Origin of the sequence: Micromonospora sp. RP3T, from assembly GCF_003027925.1 — a bacterium.
Classification (GTDB): Bacteria; Actinomycetota; Actinomycetes; order Mycobacteriales; family Micromonosporaceae; genus Micromonospora.
On record NZ_PYPS01000006.1, the window covers coordinates 73,016 to 99,230 of the forward strand.

The following is a 26,215-nucleotide window of genomic DNA, read 5'->3' on the forward strand; positions in this document are numbered from 1 at the left end:
CCATGCGGCCCAGGCGTTGCCGCGTCAGCGAACACGTACGCCGTCGCACTAGGTCCGCCGGGCCCGGGCCGATCCGTCCGCCGCGTTCGGCGGCCGACCGCCCGACGGTGTGGAACTTCCGGAGTGCTCCCGAGGAACGGCTCACGGCGCATCGACCGTGCGGCCGGCCGTTCGGTGCTGCGTCGTCCCGGTCGACGGCCGGTGCGATCGGTTCAGCGTCACCACCACCTTCGACAACGGGGAGAGGCATGCGAACAACAGGCAGATGGCGGCAGCGGTCGCGCTGGTGGCGCTTCGGGACGGCGGCGGTGGCGGGCATCGTCGCCACCGGTGCGCTGGTGGCGCCCGCGCGGGCGGCCGAGACCGCGCCCGAGATCGACGCGCGCGGGACCGCGTTGACGATGATGCTGACGGGTGACACGAACGTCTCCCGCGCCGCGCAGGTCGCGTTGGTCGGCTCCGACGCGGAGGTCGTCGAGTTCCTGCGCACCGGGCTGCGCGTCGCCGGTGACCAGGACGACACGGTCCGGATCGAGGAGATGATCGCCCTGGGCGGTCCGTCCCTCACCCAGGCGGCGCAGGCCGCCCTCGCCGGCAGCACCGCGGAGCGGCAGGCATTCCTGGCCACCGGCTGGGAGGCGCCCTGGCAGACGGACGAGCGGATCCGCCTGGGCCGCGTCATCTCGGTCGGCGGCTCCACCGTCCAGCGGGCGGGACAGGCCGCGCTGAACGCCGGTGACGACGCCATCACCGAGTTCCTCAGCACCGGTCAGTTCGCCGCGCAGGAGGCCGACGACCGCATCCGGGTCGGGCAGATCATGTCCGCGGGCGGGCCCGAGGTCCGGGCCGCCGCGCAGACGGCGCTCAACGGCACCGCCGAGGACCTGCGCGAGTTCATCGAGTACGGGCAGCACGTCGCGCGGGCCCGCGACGCCGAGCTGTTGAGCGTGTCCCAACTGGCCGGCCTGGCGAAGGAGGCCAGCCAGCTCGCCGCCGCCGAGACGCAGCAGGCCGAGGACAACGCGCAGCAGGCGGTCCGGGCGGCTGCCGCCGCGAAGGCGGCGGCCGAACGGGCGGCTGCCGAGACGGCCGCGGCCAAGGACTCCGCCACCAAGGCATCGGCGGCGGCGGGCCGGGCCGCCGACTCGGCGGCCCGGGCGGCGAAGGCGGCGCAGACCGCGATCGGTGCGGCGAATGCCGCCTCGGCCTCCGCCCGGGTGGCCTCACAGGCCGCGGCGAAGGCCGCCAACGCCGCGGCCCTGGCGGGCGACGCGGCAGCTCGCGCGCAGAGTGCCGCCTCGGCGGCGTCGTTGGACGCCGGCAAGGCGGCCGACGCGCGGGCGGCGGCGAAGCGCGCCCGGGACGCCGCGGCCGGCGCACGTCGGGCCGCGGATGCGGCCAAGCAGGCCGGCGTCGCCGTGCGGGCGGCGGCCGATGCCGCCACCGCGGCCGGTGGCGCCGTGACGAATGCCGAAGCGGCTGCCGCCGCTGCCCAGCAGGCGGCCGGACAGGCCGGTGTGTCGGAGGCCGAGGCCGCTCGGGCCCGGGCCGCCGCTGCCCGGGCCAAGGCACAGGCCGCAGCCGCGAGGCGCGCGGCCAACTCGGCGCAGTCGTTGGCCCGGCAGGCTGCCACGGCGGCCGACGACGCGCAACGATTCGCCACCAACGCCGCCGTGCACGCCGACGCCGCTGCCGTGGCGGCGGAGGAGGCGGCCGACCAGGCCGGGCAGGCCGCGGGCGCGGCGGCGCGGGCGACCGCGCACGCGGCCGCCGCGATGACGGCGGCCAACGCCGCCGCGGACGCGGTGGCGAAGGCGCAGGTGGTCGAGGAGCAGGCCCGCGTGGCCGACGAGGAGCGGCTCGCCGCCCTCACCGACCAGGCGGTGTTCGAGGCGGAGCAGGCCCGGGAGGAGGAGCAGGAACGGCTCGGCAAGGCCGCCTGGGACGCCGAGGAGCAGACCCGCCGGGACGCCGAGACGGCGCAGTGGCTGACGGAGGCCCGGGCTGCCGGAGCACCCCGTGCGGTGGTGGTCAGGAATGGCCGTCTGGCTGCGGCACGGCTCGCGGTCAGCGGCGGTTCGTGGTCGAAGGCCGCTGCCGAGCGGGCCCTGGTGGGCAACGAGGAAGACGTCATCCAGTACGTGGCGGTCGGCGCCGACCTCGCGGCGGAGCAGGACGACCGGGCCAAGGTCGGACTGGTCGCCGACAGCGCCGACAAACCGGCCCTCAAGGTGGCCGCCGAGCAGGCGCTCTCCGCGCCGATCGCCCAGGTCCGGGAGTTTTTGCGCACCCGCGCCTACCCGGACAAGGAGACCGACGACCGGGTGAAGATCGCCCAGATCATCACCGCCGGGGGGACCACGACGAAGGCGGCCGGACAGGCCGCGCTCAACGGCACGGACGCCGATCGGCAGGCGTTCCTCAGCAGTGGGCAGTTCGACGCGGCAGAGACCGACAACCGCATCCTGGTCGCCCAGGCCATCAGCGCCGGAGGCCCCGAGGTGAAGGCGGCCGGGCGCATCGCGCTCGCCGGGCCGCGTTCCGCGATCCGGCACTTCCTCCAGGTCACCCGGTTCAAGGCCGCGCAACGCGACGCCGAGGCGACGGCGCACGCGTCCAAGATCAGAGCGATGATCCTGGAGGCGGCACGCGATTCGAGGACCGCGTTCAAGGAGGCGGCGAAGGCGGCCGAGGCCGCCGCGCTGGCGCGCAACGCGGCCTCGGAAGCGGCCGGGTACGCCTCGCAGGCGGCCGAGTCCGCGCGCCAGGCCGACGGCTACGCGGCACAGGCTGCCGACGCGGCGGCGCAGGCGAGGCAGTCCGCCAATCAGGCTGCCGCCTCGGCGCAGACGGCACGGGACGCGGCTGCCCGGGCCGCCCAGGCCGCGGCCAGCGCGGACGTCTACGCCAAGCAGGCGACCGCGTCGTCGTACCGGGCCCGGGCGTCCGCCGACAAGGCGCAGCGGGCGGCCGCGGACGCCCAGGCGTCGGCCGAGGCGGCCGGCAAGGACGCGGCCGAGGCAGCCCGACTGGCGGCCGATGCGGTCCGGATCAGCGTGGAGAAGCAGCGGGCCGAGGAGAAGGCACGCCGGGAGGCGGGCCAGGCCGACCCGACGCCGCTGCCGGAGTGCAACCTCGCGTACAAGCTGCACGGCATCCACTGCAGTGGCGGCGAGTTGCTCGACGCGCTGGCCAACGGCGAGAACGCGTGCACGTTGCAGTTCGGCCACCGGCCCATCTGCGATGAGGTGATGCAGTACTACGACGAGAAGAACGCGCACGAGCGCGAGCAGGCGATGGTGATCATCCAGTTGGTGCTCGCGGTCTGCGGGTTCATCCCGGTGGCCGGTGAGGTCTGCGACGGGCTCGACGCGGTCATCGCACTGCTGAACGGGGACAGGACGGGAGCGGCGCTGAGCTTCCTGGCGATGATCCCCGGCGCCGGTGAGCTGTTCGGGGGCGCCCGCGCGGTGGATCTGCTCCGGCAGCTCAAGCGGTTCAAGAAGACCGGTTGCATCGTCGGCGCGGCCACCGCCGGGCTGACGCGGATGGCCGCGACCGCCGACGGCGGCTGTGAGAAGTTCCCGAACCAGATGGCCGATCTCCTGCAGCAGGAGCTCAAGCTCGTCGACGACCTGGGGGTCCGGCCCAGTCGCCCGGGCACCCCGGAGTTCGACCGGGCGATCAACGCCGACGCCACCGAGATGGGCAAGGTCAAGTGGGCGGTGCTCACGGATGGCACCCTGGTGGTGGTGCCGAAGTTCGTGGGCAGGCAGGAGATCCCGCACACCGCCCTGACCCGCGGTGCCGACGTGCTGGCCGCCGGGGAAGCGGTGGTGGTGGGCAACGCCCGGGACGGCTACTGGGGGGTGGAGATCGACGTGCACAGCGGTCACTACAAGCCCTCCGCCGGGTCCAAGAAGCGCGGCGTCGACGCCTTCGCGAAGCTCGGCGTCATCTTCCGGTGATTGCCGACTGGAAGCAGGTGACGAGGCTCGACCTGTCGGGCCTCGTCACCTGGCTCCGTTCCACCGCGCCGGAGCACGTGCGGTGGACGGGCAACGAATGGTTGGGCGTGCTGGAACGTCTCACGGCGTACCTCACCGACGAGGTGGCCGGGGCGCCGGTGCCGGACTGGCCGGCGCTCTCCGCCGCGTATGACGTGGTGCTGGCCCGGGCCCGGGCGGCCGGCGGCATCGACGAGCGCGAGGCAGTCGTCCGGCGGCTGCTGGTGACCGCCGCCGCGGTGGACCGCGCACACCGTGACCCGTCGATCCCGCTGCTGGATCCCCGGTTCGCGCTGGCCGGCCTTGCGGCCGTCATGCCGATGTCCACCCCGGAGGCGGTCGAGGTCGCCCCGCGCTGGCGTGAACTGGCCCCGGACGAGATGCGTCGGCTGTTGCGCGCGGCCGGCCTGGTGACGGCGGCCGGGATGCTGGCGCCGCACCTGGCGGATGCGGACCCGGGGACCCGGGATCTCGTCGCGGAACTGGAGACCTGGGAACGGAACGTGCTCACCCATCTCCGGTCCGAGCGTCCGTCCGCCTGACGGTCGCCGGCGGGGGCGCCAACGCGTACCCGCCGTCGCGGCGCACCACGAGGTGCAGTTCCTCCAGCAGCGACAGCTTCCGCATGGCCGCCCGGATGTCCACGCCGGCCCGGGCGGCCAGCGCCTCCAGCCCGATCACGCCGCGGCGCGGAAACGTCTCCACCAGCAGCGTGGCCTCGTCGTCGAGCTGGTCGGTGGGCCGGCTCGGCCCGCGTACGGGCGGGGCGAGGTCCGCGCCGATCCGGCCCACCTCCTCCAGCACGTGTGCCACGCCGGTGACCAGGCGGGCCCTCGGTTCCTCGCGGAGGATCTCGTGCGCGCCGACGGACATGGCCGACGTGACCGGACCCGGAACGACCATGGCCGGGCGGTCGAGGGCGAGCGCCCGTCTCGTCGTCTGGGTCGCCCCGCTGCGGGCCGACGCCTCCACCAGCACGGTGCCGAGGGTGCCGGCGGCGATCACGCGATTCCGGATGAGGAACCGGGGACGCAACGGCTCCGCCCCGGGCAGCCATTCGCCGAGCAGCAACCCGGTCTCGGCGATCCGGTCGAAGAGCGCGGCGTTACCCAGCGGGTAGGGCCGGTCGATCCCGCACGCCAGGACGCTCACCGTCACCCCGCCGGCGTTCAGCGCGCCCCGGTGCGCCGCCGCGTCGACGCCGAAGGCGCCCCCGGAGACCACGGTCCAGCCCCGGTCGGCGAGACCGTAGCCGAGTTCGGTCGCCACGTGCAGGCCGTACGCGGTCGCGGCCCGGGCGCCGACCACGGCCACGGAACGCTCCAGGGATTCGTCCAGTCGCGGGGCGCCGCGCAGCCACAGGCACAGCGGCGGGGCGGTTTCCAGGTCCACCCGCCGGCTGGCGTCGGGCAGCCGGAGACGGCGCAGGTCGGCGAGTCGAGCCGGCCACTCGGCGTCCTCCGGGCAGATGACGCGGGCACCGAGCCGTTCCGCGCGGGCCAGCGCGTCGGCGGCGACGCCGCGTGCGTCACCGCCGGCGCGGCGGGCCGCCACGGTGGCGCGGAGCCGGTCCTCGGGCGCGCCGCCGTCGAGCAGCAGGTCCAGCGTGGCTATCGGGCCGATCGAGTCCACCAGCCGGTACACGGTCCAGGTGCCGGGCTCGGTGAGCCAGGTCAACGCCAGTCGGGCGAGCAGCCGCTCCTCCCCGGTGCTCATGCGCCCGCTCCCGTCCTGAGTTGGAGGGCCTCCAGCACGTCCTGCCGGTCCGGGCGTGCTCGCCCGTCCAGGTCGGCGACGGTCCAGGCCATCCGGATGACGCGATCGAAGCCGCGTGCGGAGATCGATCCGGAGTCCAGCCGGGCGCGTAGCTCAGCGGTGTCGCCGGCGGGGAGCCGCCACGGTGGACGGCGGAGGAGCGGCCCCGGTATCTCGGCGTTGAGCCGGTGCCCGGTGCCGGCCCACCGGTCGGCGGCGGCTCGTCGGGCCGCGGCGACGCGGGCGGCGACCGTCGACGAGGACTCGCTCACGGTCATCGTCTCCATCAGCTCCGCCGCGGTCACCGGCATCAGCTGCACCTGCACGTCGACCCGGTCGAGCAGTGGCCCGGAGAGCCGGCCGAGGTAGCGCCGCCGGGCCTGCGGGGCGCACTCGCAGTCGGCGTCGCCGGACGGCTTCGCGCAGGGGCAGGGGTTGGCGGCCAGCACCAGTTGGGAACGGGCCGGGTACTCGACGGCGCCCCGGGTGCGGGCGACCCGGACCCGTCCGCTCTCCAGCGGCTGGCGTAACGCCTCCAGCGCGCCCTTGCTGAACTCCGGCGCCTCGTCGAGGAAGAGCACGCCCCGGTGGGCCAGTGACACGGCGCCGGGCCGGGCCAGCCCGGAGCCGCCGCCGACCAGCGCGGGCACCGTGGCGGTGTGGTGCGGCGCCTGGAACGGTGGGCGGCGCAGCAACCCGCCGCCGGGCGGCAGCAGGCCGGCGATCGAGTACAGCGCCGTCACCTCCAGGGCGGCCTCGTCGTCAAGCGCGGGCAGGATCGACGGGAGTCGTTCGGCGAGCATCGTCTTGCCGGCCCCGGGCGGGCCGAGCAGGGCGAGGTGGTGGCCGCCGGCGGCGGCGATCTCCAGTGCCCGCCGGCCGAGGGGCTGCCCGGCGACGTCGCTGAGGTCGGGACCGGTGGGCGCGCCGGCCGGCGGCGGCTCCGGTGAGGCGAGCAGCGGCACGCCGCCGCGGACGTGCGCGACGAGCCGGTGCAGCGTGTCGACCCCGTGCACCCGTACGCCGGGGATGACGGCGGCCTCCGCGGCGTTGCCGGCCGGCACCACGACGCGCGGGCAGCCGGCCCGGGCGGCGGCGGCGACCATGGGCAGGGCACCCCGGACCGGACGGACCGTCCCGTCGAGACCGAGTTCGCCGAGGACGACGGTGCCCTCCAGGGCGACCGGCGGCAGTTCGCCGGAACCGGCGAGCACGGCGACGGCGATGGCGAGGTCGAACGCGGAACCGTACTTGGGCAGGGTGGCGGGGAGCAGGTTGAGCGTGATCCGCCGGTTGGGCCACTTCTGGCCGGAGTTGACGATGGCGGCGCGGACCCGGTCGCGGGCCTCGTGCAGCGCGGTGTCCGGCAGGCCGGAGATGAGCACCGCCGGCAGGCCGGGCGCGAGGTCGGCCTCCACCTCGACCACCTGCCCGGACACGCCGGCCAGCCCGACGCTGAGGACCTTGGCGTAGCCCATGTCAGAACGCGCCCCGGAGGTGTTCCACGCGGGCGTGGCCGGCGGCCGGCAACCGGACCGAGAGCACGTCGAAACGGACCTCGTCGGCGGTGGTGCCGGTCTCGGCGAGCCAGCGGGCGGCCAGGCCGCGCAGCCGGCGTGCCTTGGCCCGGACAACGGCCTCGGCGGGGGAGCCGTACTGCTCGGTGCGCCGCGTCTTCACCTCGCAGAAGGCGAGGACCGGCCCTTCCCAGGCGATGATGTCGATCTCCCCGTCGGGGCAGCGCCAGTTGCGGGCGATCGGGCGTAGCCCGGTCTCGATCAGGTGCCGCAGCGCGCACCGCTCGCCGTAGGCGCCGACGGCCTGGTTCCGGTTCGTCATGCCGGTCAGGATGCGACCGAGGGGCGTGGTCGTGCGGAGCTGCCGTCGCCGGTCTGTGGACGAGGGTGGGGTTGTGGACGGGCACCCGATCTCGCGCCCGATCTGCTAAGGCATGATCCACGAGGACACTCCCCGTAATCGCGCGACAACCGGGCGGTGTGGGGATGAGCTGCGGTGACGCTCCGGGCGACCCGAATGGCGTGGCTGGTGCCGGTCGCATACCGTGCCGGTCGTGGACGGACGACGGAGCTATCCCGAGGATCAGCAGGAACCGCGGTGGGGCGACCGCGGGTACGAGTCGGACTGGCGAGCCGCGGGCGAGCCGCGCTACCGCGACGACGACTACCGCGCCCCGGAGCAGCGGGCGGGCGAAGGCCGGTACGCGGACCCGGGTCGGTACTCCGCCGCCGATCCGCTCGTCGACGACACGAGTGGTTGGCGGTCACAGCGACCGGACGACCCGGAGGTCTCCGGGGAGCTGCCGGGGCGTGCCGGCCGGCGGGCGGCCCGCGAGGCGGCGGCCGGGCACGGGGACGACCGGCTCGGCGCGGTGTCGCGCAGCGGCGTCGACGCGCTCGGCACCGCGTCGCGTGGCGCGCCGGACCCGCTCGGGTCGCGCGGGACCGACGCCCTCGCCGGGGGCGCCGACCCGGCCCGTCCGGCCTCGTTCGGGGGTTTTGGCGCGGACGCTCCGGCCGGGGGTGCGGTTTCGGGCGGTCCGGCCTCGTTCGGGAGTTTCGGCGCGGACGCCTCGGCCGGGAATGGCGATCCGGCCCGTCCCGGCCCGCTCGGTGGCTATCCGATCGTGGAGACCGGTCGGTCGGCGGAGCCCGCCACGGCCGGCGGGACGCAGATCTCGGTGGGCGGCCGGCCGAGCCCGGGTGCGGCCACCTCGCTGACCATCGGTGAGCGCCCGCCCGCCCCGGCCGAGCCGACGGCGCCGGTGAACCCCTTGGAGATGCCGACCGGCCCGATGCCGACGGTCGTACCCCGACCGGACGGGCCGCCGCCCGGTGACGGCGTCTACCGGACCCGGCGTCCGGCGTTGGCGGTGCTGCTGGCGGCGCTCGTGCTGGTGCTGGAGGTGCCCGCGTTCCGGGTGCTGCTGCACGGGCTGGTGGGTGACCCGGTCTCCACGTCGCACGTCGTGGTGGGCACGTTCCTGGTGGTCGGGCTGCCGATCTTCGGCGCCGGGCTGTACGGCCTGCGCACCGGTGGGCTCGCGCTGGCCGACGGCAGCCGCGGCTGGCTCCGCCCGCCGACCGCGTACCTGACCGTGGGCCTGGTGCTCTTCGTCGCCGCCGCGCTCGCGGCTCGCTGACCGCCGCCGACCGCGCACCCCGGGGCCGGTGGGCGGAGAAGGCGCGTACACTGGTCAACTGGCGACCGCCTCGTGCGGTCGACCTCGCGTGCCCTCTCCATGGTCATTCCGTGGAGCGACGGCCTCCCTGGTCCCGGTTCTTCATCCGGGCCCACCCTGGCCGGCGACCGGGCGCCAGGCGTCCGGCCGCCGGCCGGACGGACAACCAGGGACAAAGTAGGAGTACCCACCATGGCCGTCGTGACCATGCGTCAGCTGCTGGAGAGCGGTGTGCACTTCGGGCACCAGACCCGGCGCTGGAACCCGAAGATGAAGCGCTTCATCTTCACCGAGCGCAACGGTATCTACATCATCGACCTGCGCCAGACCCTCGACTACATCGAGAAGGCGTACTCGTTCATCCGCACCACCGTCGCGGGCGGCGGCAGCATCCTGTTCGTCGGCACCAAGAAGCAGGCCCAGGAGGCCATCGCCGAGCAGGCGACCCGGGTCGGCCAGCCGTACGTCAACCACCGCTGGCTCGGTGGCATGCTGACCAACTTCCAGACCGTGTACAAGCGGCTCCAGCGGATGAAGGAGCTTGAGGCCCTGGGTGACCTGAGCGGCACCGCCGCCGGTTACACCAAGAAGGAGACCCTCCAGCTCTCCCGCGAGAAGATCAAGCTCACCAAGACCCTCGGTGGCCTGCGGGACATGCAGAAGCTCCCGGCCGCGGTCTGGATCGTCGACACCAAGAAGGAGCACATCGCCGTCGACGAGGCCCGCAAGCTGGGCATCCCGGTGATCGCCGTGCTGGACACCAACTGCGACCCGGACGAGGTCGACTTCCCGATCCCGGGTAACGACGACGCCATCCGTTCGGCCGAGCTGCTGACCAAGGTCGTGGCCGCGGCCGTCGCCGACGGTCTGATCGCGCGTTCCGGCCGTGGCCGGGGCGGCGACGAGAAGCCCGAGGCGGGCCAGGTCGGCGCCGACGAGCCGCTGGCCGAGTGGGAGCGCGAGCTGCTCGAGGAGCCGAAGAAGGCCGACGAGCAGCCCGCCGCCGAGCAGCCGGCCGCCGCCGAGCAGCAGTCGGCCCCGGCCGCCGAGCAGCAGTCGGCCCCGGCCGCTGCCGAGCAGCCGGCGACCGCCGCCGCGGAGTGATCGCGCCGTCGCGTCCCCGCCGGCCGGTTCTGCGCCGGCCGGCGGGGCGCGGCGGACACACCGGGCGACACCGGCCCGGTTCCGGGTAACCGGCAGTCAGACCATCCCACCGCAGTAGTCACAGACACCGAAGAGAGAGTCATGTCCAACTTCACCGCCGCGGACGTCAAGAAGCTCCGGGACCTCACCGGCGCCGGCATGATGGACTCCAAGAAGGCGCTGACCGAGGCCGAGGGCGACTTCGACAAGGCCGTCGAGATCCTGCGCGTCAAGGGCGCGAAGGACGTGGGCAAGCGGGCCGGTCGCACCGCCGCCAACGGTCTTGTCGCCCACTCCGGCCAGGCGCTGCTCGAACTCAACTGCGAGACCGACTTCGTCGCCAAGAACGACGCGTTCATCGCGCTGGCCCAGCAGTTGGTCGAGCACGGCGTGGCAAGTGACGCCACCAACGCCGAGGAGCTGCTCGCCAGCACCATCGACGGCAAGAGCGTGGCCGACCTGATCCAGGAGCAGTCCGCCAAGATCGGCGAGAAGCTGGTGCTGAACCGCTTCGCCAAGCTCGACGGCACCACCGCGGTCTACCTGCACCGCAAGAGCCAGGACCTGCCCCCGGCGGTCGGCGTGCTGGTGCAGTACTCCGGCAAGAACGACGAGGCGGGCGACGCGGACGCCCGTGGCGTCGCGATGCAGATCGCCGCGATGCGGCCGAAGTACCTCACCCGGGACGAGGTGCCCGCCGAGACGGTCGAGTCCGAGCGGCGCATCGCCGAGCAGACCGCCCGCGAGGAGAACAAGCCCGCGGCGGCGCTCCCGAAGATCGTCGAGGGCCGGGTGAACGCCTTCTTCAAGGACTTCGTCCTGCTGGAGCAGGCCGCGGTCGCCGACAACAAGAAGACCGTCAAGCAGGTGCTGGCCGAGGCCGGCATCGAGGTGACCCGCTTCGTGCGGTTCGAGGTCGGCCAGGCCTGAGCCGCCACCCGGGCCGCGGGCCCGGGCAGCGAGAACGTGGACGAGGAGGCCGCCGGTGTACGCGACAGGCACCGCGGCCTCCTCGTCACATAGGGTCGGCAAGGGCAGGTACGCGACGCTCGCGCGGTGCGCGGGGAGAAGGGGCGGGGCGGATGACGCAGGTTGTGAGTGACCGGAGCCTGGCGGCGGATGACCCGACCGCCCCTCCGCCCGGCCGGTCCCGTCGGGTGGTGCTGAAGCTGTCCGGCGAGGTCTTCGGCGGCGGCGCGATCGGCGTCGACCCGGACGTGGTGCAGGGCATCGCCCGGCAGATCGCCACCGTGGTCCGCCGCGGCGTGCAGGTCTCCGTGGTGGTCGGCGGCGGCAACTTCTTCCGCGGCGCCGAGCTGCAGAAGCGCGGCATGGACCGCGCCCGCGCCGACTACATGGGCATGCTGGGCACGGTGATGAACTGCCTCGCGCTCCAGGACTTCCTGGAGAAGGAGGGCATCGAGACCCGGGTGCAGAGCGCCATCACCATGGCCCAGGTCGCCGAGCCGTACATTCCCCTGCGCGCGATCCGGCATCTGGAGAAGGGCCGGGTGGTGATCTTTGGGGCCGGCGCCGGGATGCCCTACTTCTCCACCGACACGGTGGCCGCCCAGCGCGCGCTGGAGATCCGCGCGGACGTGGTGCTGATGAGCAAGAACGGCGTGGACGCGGTCTACACCGCCGACCCCCGGATCGACCCGACGGCGAGCAAGCTCGACTCGATCACCTTCTCCGAGGTGCTGCGCCGCAACCTGCGGGTCGCCGACGCCGCCGCGTTCAGCCTCTGCATGGAGAACGGCCTGCCGATGCTGGTCTTCGGCGCCCAGGGTGACGACACGATCGTCCGCGCCGTCGGCGGTGAGAAGATCGGCACGCTGATCACCGCCTGACCGGCCCACCCGGACCGGCAGCGGTCCTCTGCCACAGCCCCAGCACAGCCCACGACGAGCGACAGAAGGAGGCGAGGAGACCGGTGATCGACGACACCCTCCTCGAGGCGGAGGAGAAGATGGAGCGTGCCATCGAGCACGCCAGGGAGGAATTCGGCGGGATCCGCACCGGTCGTGCCAACGCCGCCATGTTCTCCCGGATCGTCATCGACTACTACGGCAGCCCGACCCCGCTGCCGCAGATGGCGTCCATCGCGGTGCCCGAGCCGCGCATGGTGATCATCAAGCCGTACGACACCTCGCAGACCAATGCGATGGAGAAGGCGATCCGCGACTCGGATCTCGGGGTGAACCCGAACAACGAGGGCAACCAGCTGCGCATCGTGCTCCCGCAGATGACCGAGGAGCGGCGACGCGAGATGATCAAGGTCGCCCGGCAGAAGGGCGAGGAGGCGAAGGTCGCCGTCCGGAACATCCGCCGCAAGGGCAAGGAAGAGCTGGACCGCCTGGTCAAGGACGGCGAGGTCGGCGAGGACGAGGGCCGGCGCGCGGAGAAGGACCTGGACGACCTGACCCAGCGCTTCGTCGGCACCGTGGATGAAATGATCAAGCACAAGGAGAGCGAGCTGCTCGAGGTCTGAACGGCCCGCGCACTCCGTCACGGCACCGCGCCGCCGTCGCCCGGCACCCCGGGCGGCGGCCCGGTGCCGTCGTCGTGCCCGGCGGCGTCCACCCTCGACGCCGGGCGGTTGCAGTAGGCTCGGCACGATTCGGCGACCACCACCGGGTGAACGGCGGGGATCGTCCGGTCGTCGGTCGGTCAACAGGAAGTCTCACGCCGGTAGGGGATGGTCTTGGTCTTGCGTCATGTGGTGGCTTTCGTACCGTCTGCCGGTGCGTGATGTCCCACCCCGACCCCTACGGCAGCACCGAGCCGCGCGGCTGGGACCGCTCGGCCCCCGCCCTGCCCTGGCCGGAGACCGGCCTGGAGCCCGGTCCGTGGCGGCGTCCCGCCCCCGGCCCGGACGCCTTTCCCGACGCGGAGGCGTACGCCGGGCCGGTCACCGACGCGTACCCGCTGGATCAGCGGCACCACGACGCGCCGTGGCCGCCCGACGGCCCCCCGGCCGCGCCGCGTGGCCGGCGGGAGGAGCCCGGGCCCGGCGACCGCGTCCCGGCGGGCGACGACCGGCCGGACGACGACTACCCCACCGCGCAGATCGCCCCGGTCCGCGACGAGCTCACGGCCCGTGACGACCCCGCGGTACGCGACGAGCCCGCGCCCGAACCGCCGGCCGGTCGCCGGTCGAAGGGGCGTCGGCGGGCGAGCGCGGACCGTCCCCCGACCACCGCGCCGCCGGCGTCCCGGGCGGGCCGCAACCTGCCGGCGGCGATCGGCGTCGGGGCGGCCCTCGGCGCGGCGATCGTGGTGCCGCTCTTCTTCTTCCTGCCGGCGTTCCTGGCCGTGCTCGCCGCCGCGGTGGCGATCGGCATCTGGGAGATGGCGCGGGCGGTCCGCCGCAGCGGCGCCCACCCGCCGCTGGTGCCGCTGGTCGCCGGTGGCGTGATCATGGTCGGGCTGGCCTGGTTCGCCGGCCCGGACGCGCTCTGCCTCGGGCTGCTCGTCACCGTGCTGGGCACGATGATCTGGCGGCTCGGCGACGGCCCCGGCAACTACCAGCGTGACCTGACCGCGGCCACGCTGATCGCGGTCTACGTGCCCTTCCTCGCCGGCTTCGCGGCCCTGCTCGCCGCCGCGCCCGACGACGGTCACCTGCGGGTGCTGGTCACGCTGGTGGCGGTGGTGCTCTCCGACACCGGTGGGTACGCGGCCGGGGTGGCCTTCGGCAAGCGTCCGATGGCTCCGAAGATCAGCCCGAAGAAGTCGTGGGAGGGCTTCGCCGGCTCGGTCGCCGCCGCCGCGGCGGGCAGCGCGCTGCTGCTGTGGCTGCTGTTCGACGTGGCCCCGTGGTGGGGCGCGCTGTTCGGGATGGCGATGTCCTGCGCGGCGGTGCTCGGTGACCTCGCCGAGTCGATGATCAAGCGCGATCTGGGCGTCAAGGACATGAGCAACCTGCTGCCCGGCCACGGCGGCCTGATGGACCGGCTCGACTCGATCCTGTTCGCGGTGCCGACGGCGTACCTGCTGTTGGCGGTCTTCGTGCCGGTGGTGAGCTGAGGGATGGATCACGTCGTCGTCACGTCCCCGACCGGCCGGTCGGGGGCGATTCGGCGCCGGTGGACAGGTGCGTCCGGCTCGGCGCGTGTCAGACTGGACGCGCCATGACGAGCCTCCCGCTGATCTCCGTAGACCCCGACGCCCGCGGCCGCCGGCCCGCGATGCCTCCCCGCCACCTCGCCGACCTCGACCTGCCGGGCCGGCAGGCGCTCGTCACCGAGCTGGGCGAACCGGCGTTCCGCGCCAAGCAGGTGTCGAACCACTACTTCGGCCGCCTGGTCCGTGACCCGGAGCGGATGACCGACCTGCCGGCGGCGACCCGGGAGCGGCTGGCCGGCACGTTGCTGCCCACGCTGCTCACCCCGGTGCGCGAGCTGGCCTGCGACGACGGCGCCACCCGCAAGGCGCTCTGGCGGCTGCACGACGGCTCGCTGGTGGAGAGCGTGCTGATGGGTTACCCGGACCGGGTCACCGTCTGCATCTCCAGCCAGGCCGGCTGCGGCATGGCCTGCCCGTTCTGCGCCACCGGCCAGGCCGGGCTGACCCGTAACCTCTCCACCGCGGAGATCGTCGACCAGGCCGTCTACCTGGCCGGCGTGGCCGCCTCCGGTGCGGTGGTCGGCTCGCCGCCGCGGCTGTCGCACGTGGTGTTCATGGGCATGGGTGAGCCGTTGGCCAACTACGCGCGGGTGGTGGCGGCGATCCGCCGGCTGGTCGCGCCGTCCCCGGAGGGGCTCGGCCTGTCCCAGCGGCACATCACCGTCTCCACGGTCGGGCTGGTGCCGGCCATTCGGCGGTTGGCCAGCGAAGACCTCTCCGTGACCCTTGCGTTGTCGCTGCACGCCCCCGATGATGAGCTGCGCGACGAACTCGTCCCGGTCAACCAGCGCTGGAAGGTGTCCGAGGTGCTGGACGCGGCGTGGGACTACGCGGCCACGACGGGGCGTCGCGTGTCCATCGAATACGCGATGATCAAGGACGTGAACGACCAGCCGTGGCGGGCCGACCTGCTCGGGCGGCTGCTGGCGGGCAAGCTGACCCACGTGAACCTGATCCCGCTCAACCCGACTCCGGGCAGCCGCTGGGACGCCAGCCCGAAGCCGGTCGAGCGGGAGTTCGTCAGGCGGTTGCGCGACGCCGGCGTGTCCACCACGGTGCGGGACACCCGGGGGCGCGAGATCGACGGGGCGTGTGGGCAGCTCGCCGCCGCCGAGGACACCGACAGCGACCCCCGCGCGGCAACGGCGTAGCGGTACGAGACCAGGAGACATAGTGGCGAGTCAGGGTCAGCGTTTCCGGCGGAAGGCGCTCCGTCGGGGATACAAGGTCGACGAGGTGGACGCCTTCCTGGACCGGGTCGAGGCGACCCTCGACGGCCAGCCGGTCGGTGCGCCCGTCGCGTCCCAGGAGGTCCACGACGTCGTCTTCCGGGTCCGGTTCAACGGCTATGACGAGTGGCAGGTCGACCTGCACCTCGACCGGGTCGAGCGGCAGCTCGCCGAGCTGGAGGAGCGCACCGGCGCCCCCGGCGGGCGCGGCGCCGATCCCCGGATGGCCGACCGGCTCGGCCCGCCGATGCGCGACGACCGTGGCCTGTCCCCGGTGCCGCAGCCGCCGATGCCGCCCCGGCAGATGCCGGCCCAGGCCGGCCCGCCCGTCGACCGCTACGGCAACCGTTACGACGAGCCGACCGGCGCGTTCGCCGGTGGGTACGACGGCCCCCGTGGCGGCTACGACGCGCCGCGCGGCCCGGCCGGTCCCGGCCCGATGGGTCCCGGGCCGGGCGCCCCGATCGGGCACGGCGGACCGCCGCCGCGCAGCCTGCCGCCCGGTCCGGGCGGTTACGGCCAGGACACCGGCCCGGGTGGCTACGGCCAGGACACCGGTCCCGGCGGGTACGGCCAGGACACCGGTCCCGGCGGGTACGGCCAGGAGACCGGTCCGGGCGGCTACGGCCAGGACAAGGGCCCGGGTGGGTACGGCGGACCGGGCGACCGCTTCGACGGCTTCGAGGCCGGCCGGCACGGTCGGGCCGACATGACCGCGGAGATCCGGATGCCCGAGCGAGACCTGCGGGAGCTGCGTGGGCGCGGCCCGGCCGGCCCGCCGGCGCTGCCGCAGCAGAGTTATGGTCCGCCGGACCAGGGCTACGGCCCGCCGGACCAGGGCTACGGCGGCGGCCCCTCGATGACGGGCCCGCCGCTTGTCGGTCCGCCGGCCGCCGGCCCGCCGATGGTGGGCCCGCCGATGGCCGGCCCGCCCGGCAGCGACCTGCACCGGGTCGACCAGATCCGGCGCGGCTTCCAGGTCCGTCGGTTCGGCAGCGGGTACGACCCGGACCAGGTCGACCGGTTCTTCGACACGCTGCTCGGTGGCATGCAGGGGCGTAACCCGATGCCGGTGAACCCGAAGGAGCTGGACACGCTGCGCTTCGGGCTGGTGCCCGGCGGCTACTTCGAGGCGGAGGTCGACGCCGCGCTCAAGGACGTGCAGGACATCCTGCTCGGCGGCCGCTGAACCGCACCCGACGACGCACTCGACGACGAAGGGCCCGCCCCCGAGGGGACGGGCCCTTCCGCGTACCGCTGGCGCCGGGTGTCAGGACCGCAGGCCGTTGCGGCGCAGCACGGCGTCGCCGATGACGATGGCGAGCAGCAGCGCGGCGATCCCGAACAGCCAGATGTGCTCCACCCGGCCCTCCTCGGTGCCGCAGAGCGCCATCAACACCAGGGCCACCGCCGACACCACCGCACCGATCCGTCCGGACCTGCGGTGCCCGGGCCTGTGCTGGTCTGGCGCGGTTACCGGCTCGTCTCCTGCCACTGTCGGTCCTTCCCCCTCGCGATCGGATCTCCGGTTAGTCTGGCACGCCGCGTGCCGGGCCCGGCGCAGGGTCCGACCCGACGCGGCCGGACGACCCGCACGGGCGACCGGCGGCCGACGCGACGGTGGGCGGACCGGCCCGGGCCGTTGGACCTGTTCCGCGGGGGCCGGCCGGCACTGTGGGCGTCGCGGGACGGCGACCACACTGTCTCCGGTAGCGTCTTGTCGTACGCCTGATGCCTTTTTGAGGGGGACTACGGTGCGAGTGACCGGTACGGGCCACGCCAGCATGCGGATCGACACGCCCGCGGGCAGCATCCTGTGCGACCCGTGGGTCAATCCCGCCTACTTCGCCTCGTGGTTCCCCTTCCCCGACAACTCGCAGCTCGACTGGGCGACGCTGGGCCAGGTCGACTACCTCTACGTGTCGCACCTGCACCGGGACCACTTCGACGCGAAGCACCTGCGGGACTTCGTCTCGAAGGACGCCACCGTCCTGCTGCCCGAGTACCCGACCTCCGAGATGGAGGACGAGCTGCGGGAGCTGGGCTTCACGAAGTTCCTGAAGGCCCCGAACGAGCAGGTGGTGGAGCTGCCCGGCGGCCTCAAGGTCATGATCCAGGCGTTGACCAGCCCGACCGACGGCCCGATCGGCGACTCGTCGCTCTGGGTCGAGTACGACGGCGTCCGGCTGCTCAACCAGAACGACGCCCGCCCCACCGACCTGACCGTCTTCGCCGAGCTGGGCCACGTGCACGCGCACATGCTCCAGTTCTCCGGCGCGATCTGGTACCCGATGGTCTACGAGCTGCCGCAGTCGGCGAAGACCGCGTTCGGCAAGCAGAAGCGGGACCGGCAGTTCGACCGCACCTGGCGCTACATCGACGACCTGAAGGCCGATCACGTCTTCCCGATCGCCGGCCCGCCCTGCTTCCTCGACGACGAGCTGTGGCAGTTCAACGACATCTTCGGCGACGAGGGAAACATCTTCCCCGACCAGTCGGTCTTCCTGGCCGAGTACGCGAAGGTCGGCGGCCACAACGGCATCGTGCTGCTGCCCGGGAGTGTCACCGAGATCACCACCGAGGGCGCGACCACCACCCACCCGCAGCCGGTGGCGGAGTTCTTCGCCAACAAGGTCGCCCACCTGGAGGAGATGCGGGAGCGCAAGCGCGGCGTCATCGAGGCGGAGAAGGCGTCCTGGCGGCACCCGGAGATCGACGTGCTGGCCGAGATGAAGCGCCGGATCGAGCCGCTGCTCGACGAGTCGATCTACCTGGCCAAGGGCGTCGGCGGCCCGGTCCGCTTCGACCTGGTCAGCTACGACGGCGCCGACGTCGAGTCGATCGTGGTGGACTTCCCGGGCAAGGAGGTCCGGCCGTACGCGGACGAGAAGGTCCGTTACCGGTTCCGCACCGAGCGGGCGCTGATCGAGCACCTGTTCCACATCGGCGAGGTCGACTGGGTCAACTCGCTCTTTCTCTCCTGCCGGTTCTCGGCGGCCCGGATCGGCCAGTACAACGAGTTCGTCTACGCGTTCTTCAAGTGCCTCTCCGAGGAGCGCCTCCAGTACGCCGAGGGCTGGTACGACGAGCACGAGCGCGCGGTCGACGCCGAGGACATCACTGTCGACGGCTGGGTGGTGCAGCGGCGCTGCCCGCACCTGAAGGCGGACCTGAGCCGGTTCGGCATCGTCGACGGTGACCAGCTCACCTGCCAGCTCCACGGGTGGAAGTTCGACCTGCCCAGCGGTCGGTGCCTGACCAGCGTCGGGCACAAGATCCGCGCCCACCGGGCCGACGAGGAGACGCCGGCGCCGGCCGGGAACCCGGTCATCTGACGCTTTCGCCCCGCCCGCCGCCCCCGGCGCGCGACCATCTCCTGGTGAGGGCGGCGGCGTGACGGGGGCGGACCGGGAGCCGGCGTACCGGTTCGCGCGCAGCAGCGAGATGGCGCGGGACGCCTCCCGGGTGGAGGCGTTCAGCGACGCGGTGATCGCCATCGTGCTCACGCTGATGGCGGTCGAGCTGCTCCAGTTCGGCCCGGACGCCCCGGACGACCGGGGGCTGCCGGCCGCGTTGGCACACGAGTGGCGGGCCTACCTGGCGTACGTGATCACGTTCGCGGTCGTCGGCCAGGTCTGGCTGACGCACCACAACATGTGGCGCTACGTCTGCCGGGTCGACCAGATGCTGCTGGTGTTGAACCTGCTGCTGCTGATGTTCGTGGCGGCCATCCCGTTCACCGCGAACCTGCTGGCGGACCATCTGCGCGGCTCGGTCGGCGACCAGCGGCTGACCGCGGCGCTGTACGTCGGCACGGTGCTCGGCGAGGCGGTGTTCTTCAATCTGAGCTGGTGGTGGGCCCGTCGCCGGGGTCTGCTGCACCCGGATCTCGACCCGCGGCTGGCCCGGGCGGTGGCCCGCCGGTTCCGGCTCGGCCCGCTGTTGTACCTGGTGGCCTTCGCGGTCGTGTTCGTCGACCCGATCCTCAGCCTGCTGGCGTACCTGCTGCTGGTCGGCCTCTACGTGATCCGGGGCCCGGGCGACCTCCCACGCGCCGGCCAGGAGGCCGCCTCGCCGTGAGGTGTTAAAAGGGGGCCCCTCCTATACCGGAGGCGTTAACCGGGGCCCCCTCCTTACTTCAAATCGGCGAGGATGCGGCGGGCGGCGTTGTGGCCGGCGGCGCCGATCACGCTGCCCGCCGGGTGGCAGCCGGCGCTGCCGGCGTAGACGCCGTCCACGCCGGTGGCGTACGGCATCCGGTCGGTGAACGACACCGTGTTGTCGACGTGGTGGATGTGGCCGCCGGTGATGCCGAAGTGGGCCTCGATGCCGGGCGGGGGCAGCGGCACCGCGTCCGCGATCAGGTCGGCGGTGCCCGGCGCGTACCGCTCGCAGATCGCGATCAGCCGCTCGACGTACCCGGGCAGCGCCGCGTCCCAGGTGGTGCCGGCCAGCTCGTAGGGGACCGACTGGACGAACAGCGCCGACGAGTGGTGCCCGGCGGTGTCCTGCAGCGACGGGTCGACGGTGGTGTGCAGGTACCACTCGATGGTCGGCTCGTCCGGCAGCCGCCCGGCCTGGACGTCGGCCCACATGCCGCGCAGCGCCGCCATCGGCGACTCACCGCCGCCGCCGACCAGCGAGTCGGAGCCGGGCAGCAGGTGGATGGTCGAGCCGAACGGGCTCGGCGCGTCGGCCGGCAGGCAGGAGAAGCGCGGCAGCCCGGTGAGCGCCAGGTTGAGCTTGAGCGTGGTGCCGGGCCGGCGGACCGCCGCCATCCGCGCGCCGAGCTCCGCCGGGAGCGCGCCGTCGGGCAACAGGTCGATCAGCCGGTACGGGTCGCACGCGCCCAGCACCACTGACGCGCCGACCTGCCGACCGTCGGCCAGCACCACTCCCGACGCGGCGCCGGAGTCCAGCGTGATGGCGGTGACCGGGGCGCCGGTGACGATGCCGGCGCCCGCGCCCCGGGCCGCGTCGGCGAACGTGCGCGACACGGTGCCCATGCCGCCCTCGGCGATCATCCAGGTGCCGTCCGCGCCGGGCAGCCGGCACATGTTGTGCACCAGGAAGTTGTGCCCGGTGCCCGGGTCGTCCGGGCCGGCGTTGAGCCCGGACAGCCCGTCGGTGACCGCGTACATGCTGACCAGCAGCTCGGAGCGGAAGTCGAAGCGGGCCAGGTGGTCGGCGACCGAGCCGCGGACCAGGTCGACGAAGACCTGTCGCAGGGCCGGCCGGACGTAGCGTTCGGCGGTCTCGTCGACCGCCAGCGGCTCGGCCAGCCAGGCCGGCGCGAGGTCCTCGCGGAGCTGGGCCAGCTCGGCCTGGAGCGCGTCGTCGGCCGCCACGTCCGCCGCCGAGAACATCTCGGTGAGCTGCCGCCGGGTGGCCGCCGCGTCGCTGCCGAAGAGGAGGTACGGCGCGCCGGGGCCGCCGGGCGTGGGCAGGAAGTAGTGCGGGTCGCGGCGCAGCACCGGAATGCTCACGTCGAGCGTGGCGAGCAGTTCCGGCGGCATCAACCCGAGCAGGTACGACCCGGTGGAGTGACGCAGCCCGGGCACCAGCGGGAACGGGTTCTCGGTGCGGGTGGCGCCGCCGATCACCTCGGCCGCCTCCAGCACCAGCACGTCGAGGCCGGCGCGGGCCAGCAGGATCGCCGAGACCAGGCCGTTGTGCCCGGAGCCGACCACGACGACGTCGGCGCGTGCCGGCAGCTCAGTCCCGTCAGTCATGGGAACGGAGCCTACTGCCGGGCCGACCCCGGCGGGAGGGTTCGCGGCCGGGCGCTACCGTGGCCGGCATGCCCGAGGCAGTCCAGTTCGCGCTCCCGGCCGTGCTCGTCGTCCTGCTCCTGCTCTGGTTCGTGCTCCGGCGGTCCGCCGGCCGCCCCCGGGACCTGGTCGCCCCGGATCCCGCCACCGGCGGCGGGCAGGGCGAGGTGCTCCGGCTGGCCCGTGCGGGGCGCACGGTCGAGGCGGTCAAACTGCTGAGCCAGCAGACCGGGCTGCCGCTGCTGGAGGCGAAGCAGGCGGTCGACGCGTTGCGGGCGGGCGGCCCGCTGCCGGCCCGGCCGGGTGGCCTGTCCGGGCCGGTCGGGGACGACGAGGTGCGGGCCGAGGCGGCCCGGCTCGTCCGCGCCGGGAAGAAGATCCACGCCGTCAAGCTGGTGCGGGAGCACACGAACTGGTCGCTGGCCGAGGCGAAGCGGTACGTCGACCGACTCTGAGGTCATCCGGCGTTCACCGCGCAGCGGCAGCGCTCGATGCGACGACGGGTCTACCGTCGGCGGGGAGTCGTCGTCTCGGGGAGGTCATCCGATGGATCGTCGTACCGTCCTGCGTGCCGCCACCGTGGCGGGCGGCACCGCCTTCGCGGGCAGCCTCTGGGCCGCCGCCGCGCCGGCGGCGCCCGCCCAGCCCGGCCCCGGCCCCTACGGTGACCTGCTGGCCGCCGACGCCAACGGCCTGCGGTTGCCGGCCGGCTTCACCAGTCGGGTGATCGCCCGTTCCGGCCAGCGGGTCGCCGGCACCTCGTACGTCTGGCACCCGGCGCCGGACGGCGGTGCGTGTTTCCCGGCCGGCGACGGCTGGTGCTACGTCTCCAACTCGGAGGTGCCGCTCGTCGGTGGCGCCTCGGCGGTGCGTTTCGCGGCCGACGGCACGATCGTCGCCGCGTACCGGATCCTCGGCGGCACCAACAACAACTGCGCCGGCGGTCCCACCCCGTGGGGGACGTGGCTCTCCTGCGAGGAGGTGCCGCTGGGCCGGGTGTTCGAGACCTGGCCGGACGGCGGCCGGGGCGGCGAGGAACGGACCCGGATGGGTCGCTTCAAGCACGAGGCGGCGGCCTGCGACCCGGTCCGGCAGGTGGTCTACCTGACCGAGGACGAGCCGGACGGGTGCTTCTACCGCTTCGTCCCGGACACCTGGGGTGACCTGCGCACCGGTCGGGTGCAGGTGCTCTGCGCCCCGGATGACCAGGTGGCCGGCCCGGTGACCTGGCGGGACCTGCCGGACCGGGACGGTTTCCCGGTGCCCACCCGCTACCAGGTGGGCGCCGCGAAGTCGTTCGCCGGTGGCGAGGGCTGCTGGTACGCGGACGACACCTGCTGGTTCACCACCAAGGGCGACAACCGGGTGTGGGCGTACGACGCGGCGCGGGAGCGGCTCGACCTCGCGTACGACGACTCGCTGGTGGAGGCCGGCGCGGCGCCGCTGACCGGGGTGGACAACATCACCGGCACCGCAGGCGGCGATCTCTACGTGGCCGAGGACGGCGGCGACATGGAGATCAACATGATCACGCCGGCCGGCGTGGTGACGCCGTTCCTGCGGCTGCTCGGGCAGTCGGCGTCGGAACTCACCGGCCCGGCGTTCGCGCCGGACGGCAGCCGGCTCTACTTCTCGTCCCAGCGCGGCACCAGCGGCGCGAAGGCCGGTACCGGCGGTATCACCTACGAGGTGCGCGGCCCGTTCCGGCGCTGACCGGCTCAGGCGCGGGCCGCCGCCCGGGCGGCCCGCCACCGGCTCAACGCCAGCGTGGCCGAGTAGCCGGCCAGCACGATCACGTGGAACAGGTAGAGCCAGAGCAGCACCGCCACCCCGCCGCCGATCTCGTCGAACCCGCCGAACGGCACGCCCAGGTTCAGCGGCAGCGAGCAGAACAGCACGAAACCGTGCAGGAAGCCGGAGAGGTTCGCGGCGGTGAACGAGCCCATGCCGAGCGTGGACAACCAGTCCGGGGAGGCCGGCCCGACCACCCGGAACACCCACACCAGCACCGGCGTGAGCACCAGCCACACCGCCAGGAACGACAGCACCACACCGAGCGCGCCGATCCAGCCGCCCTGCCGGACCAGCCGGGTGGTCAGCGGCAGCGCCAGCAGGATCGACAGCAGCAGGGCCGGGGCGGGCGCGAGCAGCGGCAGCAGCAGCAGCCGGCCGCGCCAGCCGACCAGCGCGCCGGACTCGGCGCGCGGCTCGGCCACCGAGACGAACGCCCGGCGCAGCCCTTCGCCGTAGAGCGAGGCGGGCAGCAGCGAGGCGAGCGCCAGCAGCGGGGTCAGCCCCAACCCGGCCTCGACCAGCGCGGCCACCGCCCGGTGCGCGCCGATCTCGGTGGGCAGCGTGTCGATCGCGTACGAGGTCAGCCGGCGCACCCGGTCGGCGCCGGCGAGCAGCCCGGTGAGCCAGATCGCCAGCAGCGCCACCGGCACCACGGCGATCGCGCCGTAGAACGTGATCGCGGCGGCGTGCAGCGAGAGGTCCCGGCCCCGGACCGGCCGGAACGCCGCCGAGGTGATCCGTTTCGTGCGTTGCCAGCCGTCGCCCATCGCCCCCTCGTTCCCCGTGCGGTCGCCGGCCACGCATTACGATCCGGCGTCATGATGATCGCCTCGACCGAGCGGCTGGTGGTCCGGGACTGGACCGAGTCACCCGACGACCTCGCCCGGGTGTACGACATCTACTCCCGCGACGAGGTGATGCGCTGGCTGGGCGGCGGGAAGGGGCGGTTGACCGACCCCGGGCAGGCGCGGGAGCGGGTGCGTTCCTGGTGCGAGCGCAACGCGCCGTACGCCGGTCGGTGGGGCCTGTGGGCGATCGAGCCGCGCGCGACGGGCTGCGCGGCCGGCAGCGTGCTGCTCAAGCCGCTGCCCGGCCGGGACGGTGTCACGCCGACCGACGACCTGGAGGTCGGCTGGCACCTGCACCCCGACGCGCAGGGCCACGGCTACGCCACCGAGGCGGCCCGGGCGGTGCTGGAGCGGGAGTTCGCCACCGGCACCGGCCGGGTGTACGCGGTGGTGATGGCCGGCAACGAGCCGTCGACGGCGGTGGCCCGGCGGCTCGGCATGACGCACCTGGGCGTGCGCACCGACTGGTACGGCGGCGCGGAGCTGGAGACGTTCGTCCTGGACCGTCCCGCCTAGCCGGAGTTCCTCGTCTCGTCCGGTGCCCGTACGTTGGCAGTTCGCCGTCGGACTCCTACGGTGGTGGGGACGCGGGGGAGGTGCGGTGGTCGACGGCGGCGAGGCAGCGCGTTGGCTGCAACTCCACGCGTCCCGGGGCGGGCCGGACGAGTTGTCGCTCCTGGTGAGCAGCGCCGCGCCGGCCGTCGGCGCCAGCGAGATCGTGATCTACCTGGCCGACTACACGCAGTCGTCGCTGGTCCCCATGCCCGGCGCCGGCCCGGCCCGGGACGAGCTGACGATCGAGACGACGCTGGCCGGCCGGGCGTTCACCAGCCTCGAAGTGCAGCGCGCGCCCGCCCACCCGGACCGGCTCTGGGTGCCCCTGCTGCTCGGCTGCGAACGACTGGGGGTGCTGGAGGTCGTGTCGCCGGTCGCCGCCGACCCCGCGTCGGACCGGCCGGCCTGGGAACTCGCTGTCAACGTCGCCCAGCTTCTGGTGAACCGCCGCCTCTACGGCGACGTCGTGGAACGGATCCGCCGCCGTCTGCCGATGCAGGTCGCCGCCGAGATCGTCTGGGGGTTGCTGCCGCCGCTGACGTTCGCCACCGACGACCTGGTGATCACCGCCATCCTCGAACCCTGCTACGACGTCGGCGGGGACATCTTCGACTACGCGCTCAACGACGACGTGCTCAGCGTCGGCCTCTTCGACACCTGCGGGCACGGCATCAAGGCGAGCGCGCTGGCCTCACTCGTGGTCAGCGCGTACCGCAACGCCCGGCGTACCGGCCTCGACCTGGTCGACACGGCGATCAGCATCGACAGGTGGGTGCGCGCCGAACACCCCGGCACGTTCGCGACCGCGCTGCTCGCCGAACTCGACAGGCGTACCGGTCTGCTCCGGATCATCAACGCGGGCCACCCGGGCGCCATGCTGCTGCGGGACGGCCGGGCCGTCCGGGCGCTGCCCGGCCCGACCGCGCTGCCGCTCGGCCTGGGCAACCTGTCGGGCAAACGCCCCCGGGTGCACGAGGAGGCGCTGCACCCGGGCGACCGCATTCTCGCCTACACCGACGGCATCACCGACGCGCGCGGCGACAACAAGGAGCGGTTCGGGCTGGACCGGCTGGTCGACTTCGTCGAGCGTGCCCTCAACGACCGGCTGCCCAGCCCGGAGACGATGCGTCGCCTGATCCGCGCCGTCCTCGCGTACCAGCGGGACGAGCTGGACGACGACGCCACCGCGCTGTTCCTGGAGTGGCAGCCGCCGCACCTGCCCATGCGCCACCTGGAGCACCTCACCGCGTCCGGTGGCCACGACCGCCCCGGCCCGGTGGCCGTGCCCGAGGTCTGACCGTCCGGTCCGGCCAGGGCCGGGTCCAGCCGACGAACCTGGCGAAGTACTCGGCCGGGTCGACCTCGCCCGAGCCCGGCCGCAGCGCGTCGGCGATCGCGTCGTGCATCAGTACGCAGAGGTAGATGGCCAGGCCGGGGCGGTCGTGTGCGTACTCGCGGCGCAGCCGCAGTCGGGCCGGTTGGCACGGCCACGGCGCGGCGCACGCCCGGCACCGCCTTCCTCCACTCCTTCATGATCACGGCAGAGCGGACGATCCGGTGAGGCGGCGAAGGTGAGCGCGGTCAGGCCGACCGATGCGGAATCCGGGCTCACGGCGGACGAACTCGCACTTCGCCAGGGAATTGAACCGGTCGCCTGCCTTGACGAACTGGCTCGTCCCGAGCTGTTCGAGTCGGACGACGAGTTGGACCGCTTTCTCGCCGACCTTTACGCCTCTCGGCGCGACGGCGTCATCCCCGGGTAGGCCGTGACGGACACCGTGTGCGA

23 protein-coding genes and 1 pseudogene are annotated in these 26,215 nt (G+C 73.7%); 17 read left to right on the top strand and 7 right to left on the bottom strand.

The features are described 5' to 3' along the window. Positions 1–248 precede the first annotated feature (248 nt). Positions 249–3,968 carry an ALF repeat-containing protein gene (locus C8054_RS07295; protein ID WP_158273814.1) on the top strand — a complete coding sequence of 1,240 codons (3,720 nt, stop codon included), beginning with the start codon at positions 249–251 and terminating at the stop codon, positions 3,966–3,968. After that, positions 3,965–4,549 carry a hypothetical protein gene (locus C8054_RS07300; RefSeq protein WP_107155964.1) on the top strand — a complete coding sequence of 195 codons (585 nt, stop codon included), beginning with the start codon at positions 3,965–3,967 and terminating at the stop codon, positions 4,547–4,549. Before C8054_RS07295 ends, C8054_RS07300 begins: the two co-directional genes overlap by 4 nt. Here the strand turns inward: C8054_RS07300 and C8054_RS07305 are convergent. The 3 genes from C8054_RS07305 to C8054_RS07315 are packed head-to-tail and all read right to left on the bottom strand — an operon-like array spanning position 4,515 to position 7,601. Then, a complete protein-coding gene (locus C8054_RS07305; protein WP_107155965.1) occupies positions 4,515–5,723 on the bottom strand; it encodes a DNA-processing protein DprA in 1,209 nt (402 codons plus the stop codon). The two genes, C8054_RS07300 and C8054_RS07305, sit on opposite strands and share 35 nt — an antisense overlap. Continuing rightward, the gene (locus C8054_RS07310) at positions 5,720–7,240 is read right to left on the bottom strand and encodes a YifB family Mg chelatase-like AAA ATPase (protein ID WP_107155966.1); all 1,521 of its coding nucleotides are present in this window, start codon (positions 7,238–7,240) and stop codon (positions 5,720–5,722) included. Before C8054_RS07310 ends, C8054_RS07305 begins: the two co-directional genes overlap by 4 nt. 1 nt (position 7,241) lies before the next feature. Next, the gene (locus C8054_RS07315) at positions 7,242–7,601 is read right to left on the bottom strand and encodes a YraN family protein (protein ID WP_107155967.1); all 360 of its coding nucleotides are present in this window, start codon (positions 7,599–7,601) and stop codon (positions 7,242–7,244) included. Positions 7,602–7,833: 232 nt separating this feature from the next. Here C8054_RS07315 and C8054_RS07320 point away from each other — a divergent pair, with 232 nt between their 5' ends. The 8 genes from C8054_RS07320 to C8054_RS07355 all read left to right on the top strand — a co-directional run bounded on the left by C8054_RS07320 (position 7,834) and on the right by C8054_RS07355 (position 16,650). Further along, positions 7,834–8,922 (top strand): hypothetical protein, encoded by a 1,089-nt coding sequence (locus tag C8054_RS07320; protein ID WP_233219526.1) that lies wholly within the window; start codon positions 7,834–7,836, stop codon positions 8,920–8,922. A gap of 231 nt (positions 8,923–9,153) precedes the next feature. Then, the gene (rpsB, locus tag C8054_RS07325) at positions 9,154–10,065 is read left to right on the top strand and encodes a 30S ribosomal protein S2 (protein ID WP_107155969.1); all 912 of its coding nucleotides are present in this window, start codon (positions 9,154–9,156) and stop codon (positions 10,063–10,065) included. Positions 10,066–10,206: 141 nt separating this feature from the next. Continuing rightward, positions 10,207–11,034 carry a translation elongation factor Ts gene (gene tsf, locus C8054_RS07330; protein ID WP_107155970.1) on the top strand — a complete coding sequence of 276 codons (828 nt, stop codon included), beginning with the start codon at positions 10,207–10,209 and terminating at the stop codon, positions 11,032–11,034. A 152-nt stretch (positions 11,035–11,186) separates the two neighbouring features. Next, positions 11,187–11,954 carry a UMP kinase gene (gene pyrH / locus C8054_RS07335; protein WP_036345766.1) on the top strand — a complete coding sequence of 256 codons (768 nt, stop codon included), beginning with the start codon at positions 11,187–11,189 and terminating at the stop codon, positions 11,952–11,954. An 83-nt stretch (positions 11,955–12,037) separates the two neighbouring features. Beyond that, on the top strand, positions 12,038–12,595 hold the full coding sequence (frr, locus tag C8054_RS07340; protein WP_107155971.1) for a ribosome recycling factor: 558 nt from the start codon (positions 12,038–12,040) through the stop codon (positions 12,593–12,595). A 260-nt stretch (positions 12,596–12,855) separates the two neighbouring features. Further along, on the top strand, positions 12,856–14,133 hold the full coding sequence (locus C8054_RS07345; RefSeq protein ID WP_107155972.1) for a phosphatidate cytidylyltransferase: 1,278 nt from the start codon (positions 12,856–12,858) through the stop codon (positions 14,131–14,133). A gap of 104 nt (positions 14,134–14,237) precedes the next feature. Then, positions 14,238–15,383 carry a 23S rRNA (adenine(2503)-C(2))-methyltransferase RlmN gene (gene rlmN / locus C8054_RS07350; protein WP_107155973.1) on the top strand — a complete coding sequence of 382 codons (1,146 nt, stop codon included), beginning with the start codon at positions 14,238–14,240 and terminating at the stop codon, positions 15,381–15,383. 22 nt (positions 15,384–15,405) lie between these two features. Next, positions 15,406–16,650: a DivIVA domain-containing protein gene (locus C8054_RS07355; protein WP_107155974.1), complete on the top strand. Its 1,245-nt coding sequence runs from the start codon at positions 15,406–15,408 to the stop codon at positions 16,648–16,650. Positions 16,651–16,731: 81 nt separating this feature from the next. Here C8054_RS07355 and C8054_RS07360 read toward each other — a convergent pair whose 3' ends face one another. Next, positions 16,732–16,956: a DUF2631 domain-containing protein gene (locus C8054_RS07360; RefSeq protein WP_107155975.1), complete on the bottom strand. Its 225-nt coding sequence runs from the start codon at positions 16,954–16,956 to the stop codon at positions 16,732–16,734. Between the two features lie 259 nt (positions 16,957–17,215). Between C8054_RS07360 and C8054_RS07365 the strand changes: the two genes are divergently transcribed. Both C8054_RS07365 and C8054_RS07370 read left to right on the top strand, forming a co-directional pair. After that, positions 17,216–18,796: a Rieske 2Fe-2S domain-containing protein gene (locus C8054_RS07365; RefSeq protein ID WP_107155976.1), complete on the top strand. Its 1,581-nt coding sequence runs from the start codon at positions 17,216–17,218 to the stop codon at positions 18,794–18,796. A 109-nt stretch (positions 18,797–18,905) separates the two neighbouring features. Continuing rightward, positions 18,906–19,541 (top strand): TMEM175 family protein, encoded by a 636-nt coding sequence (locus C8054_RS07370; RefSeq protein WP_199199589.1) that lies wholly within the window; start codon positions 18,906–18,908, stop codon positions 19,539–19,541. A gap of 53 nt (positions 19,542–19,594) precedes the next feature. Here C8054_RS07370 and C8054_RS07375 read toward each other — a convergent pair whose 3' ends face one another. Next, positions 19,595–21,193 carry an NAD(P)/FAD-dependent oxidoreductase gene (locus C8054_RS07375; RefSeq protein WP_107155978.1) on the bottom strand — a complete coding sequence of 533 codons (1,599 nt, stop codon included), beginning with the start codon at positions 21,191–21,193 and terminating at the stop codon, positions 19,595–19,597. A gap of 68 nt (positions 21,194–21,261) precedes the next feature. Between C8054_RS07375 and C8054_RS07380 the strand changes: the two genes are divergently transcribed. Next, a complete protein-coding gene (locus C8054_RS07380) occupies positions 21,262–21,687 on the top strand; it encodes a 50S ribosomal protein L7/L12 (protein WP_107156078.1) in 426 nt (141 codons plus the stop codon). Positions 21,688–21,778: 91 nt separating this feature from the next. Next, a complete protein-coding gene (locus C8054_RS07385; RefSeq protein ID WP_107155979.1) occupies positions 21,779–22,945 on the top strand; it encodes an alkaline phosphatase PhoX in 1,167 nt (388 codons plus the stop codon). Between the two features lie 5 nt (positions 22,946–22,950). Here the strand turns inward: C8054_RS07385 and C8054_RS07390 are convergent, their stop codons facing one another. Further along, entirely contained in the window at positions 22,951–23,793 is an 843-nt protein-coding gene (locus tag C8054_RS07390; RefSeq protein WP_107155980.1) for a YhjD/YihY/BrkB family envelope integrity protein, read from the bottom strand. Positions 23,794–23,844: 51 nt separating this feature from the next. On the opposite strand from C8054_RS07390, the gene C8054_RS07395 reads away from it, so the two are divergent. Both C8054_RS07395 and C8054_RS07400 read left to right on the top strand, forming a co-directional pair. Next, positions 23,845–24,390 carry a GNAT family N-acetyltransferase gene (locus C8054_RS07395; RefSeq protein WP_107155981.1) on the top strand — a complete coding sequence of 182 codons (546 nt, stop codon included), beginning with the start codon at positions 23,845–23,847 and terminating at the stop codon, positions 24,388–24,390. 85 nt (positions 24,391–24,475) lie between these two features. Then, positions 24,476–25,726 carry a PP2C family protein-serine/threonine phosphatase gene (locus C8054_RS07400; RefSeq protein ID WP_199199588.1) on the top strand — a complete coding sequence of 417 codons (1,251 nt, stop codon included), beginning with the start codon at positions 24,476–24,478 and terminating at the stop codon, positions 25,724–25,726. On the opposite strand, the pseudogene C8054_RS32580 reads toward C8054_RS07400, so the two are convergent. Beyond that, a pseudogene (locus tag C8054_RS32580) lies at positions 25,671–25,940 on the bottom strand (hypothetical protein); the annotation flags it as partial. The gene C8054_RS07400 and the pseudogene C8054_RS32580 overlap by 56 nt on opposite strands. 60 nt (positions 25,941–26,000) lie before the next feature. Here C8054_RS32580 and C8054_RS07410 point away from each other — a divergent pair. Continuing rightward, positions 26,001–26,192, top strand: a complete 192-nt coding sequence (locus C8054_RS07410; RefSeq protein ID WP_107155982.1) for a hypothetical protein — start codon at positions 26,001–26,003, stop codon at positions 26,190–26,192. Positions 26,193–26,215 lie beyond the last annotated feature (23 nt).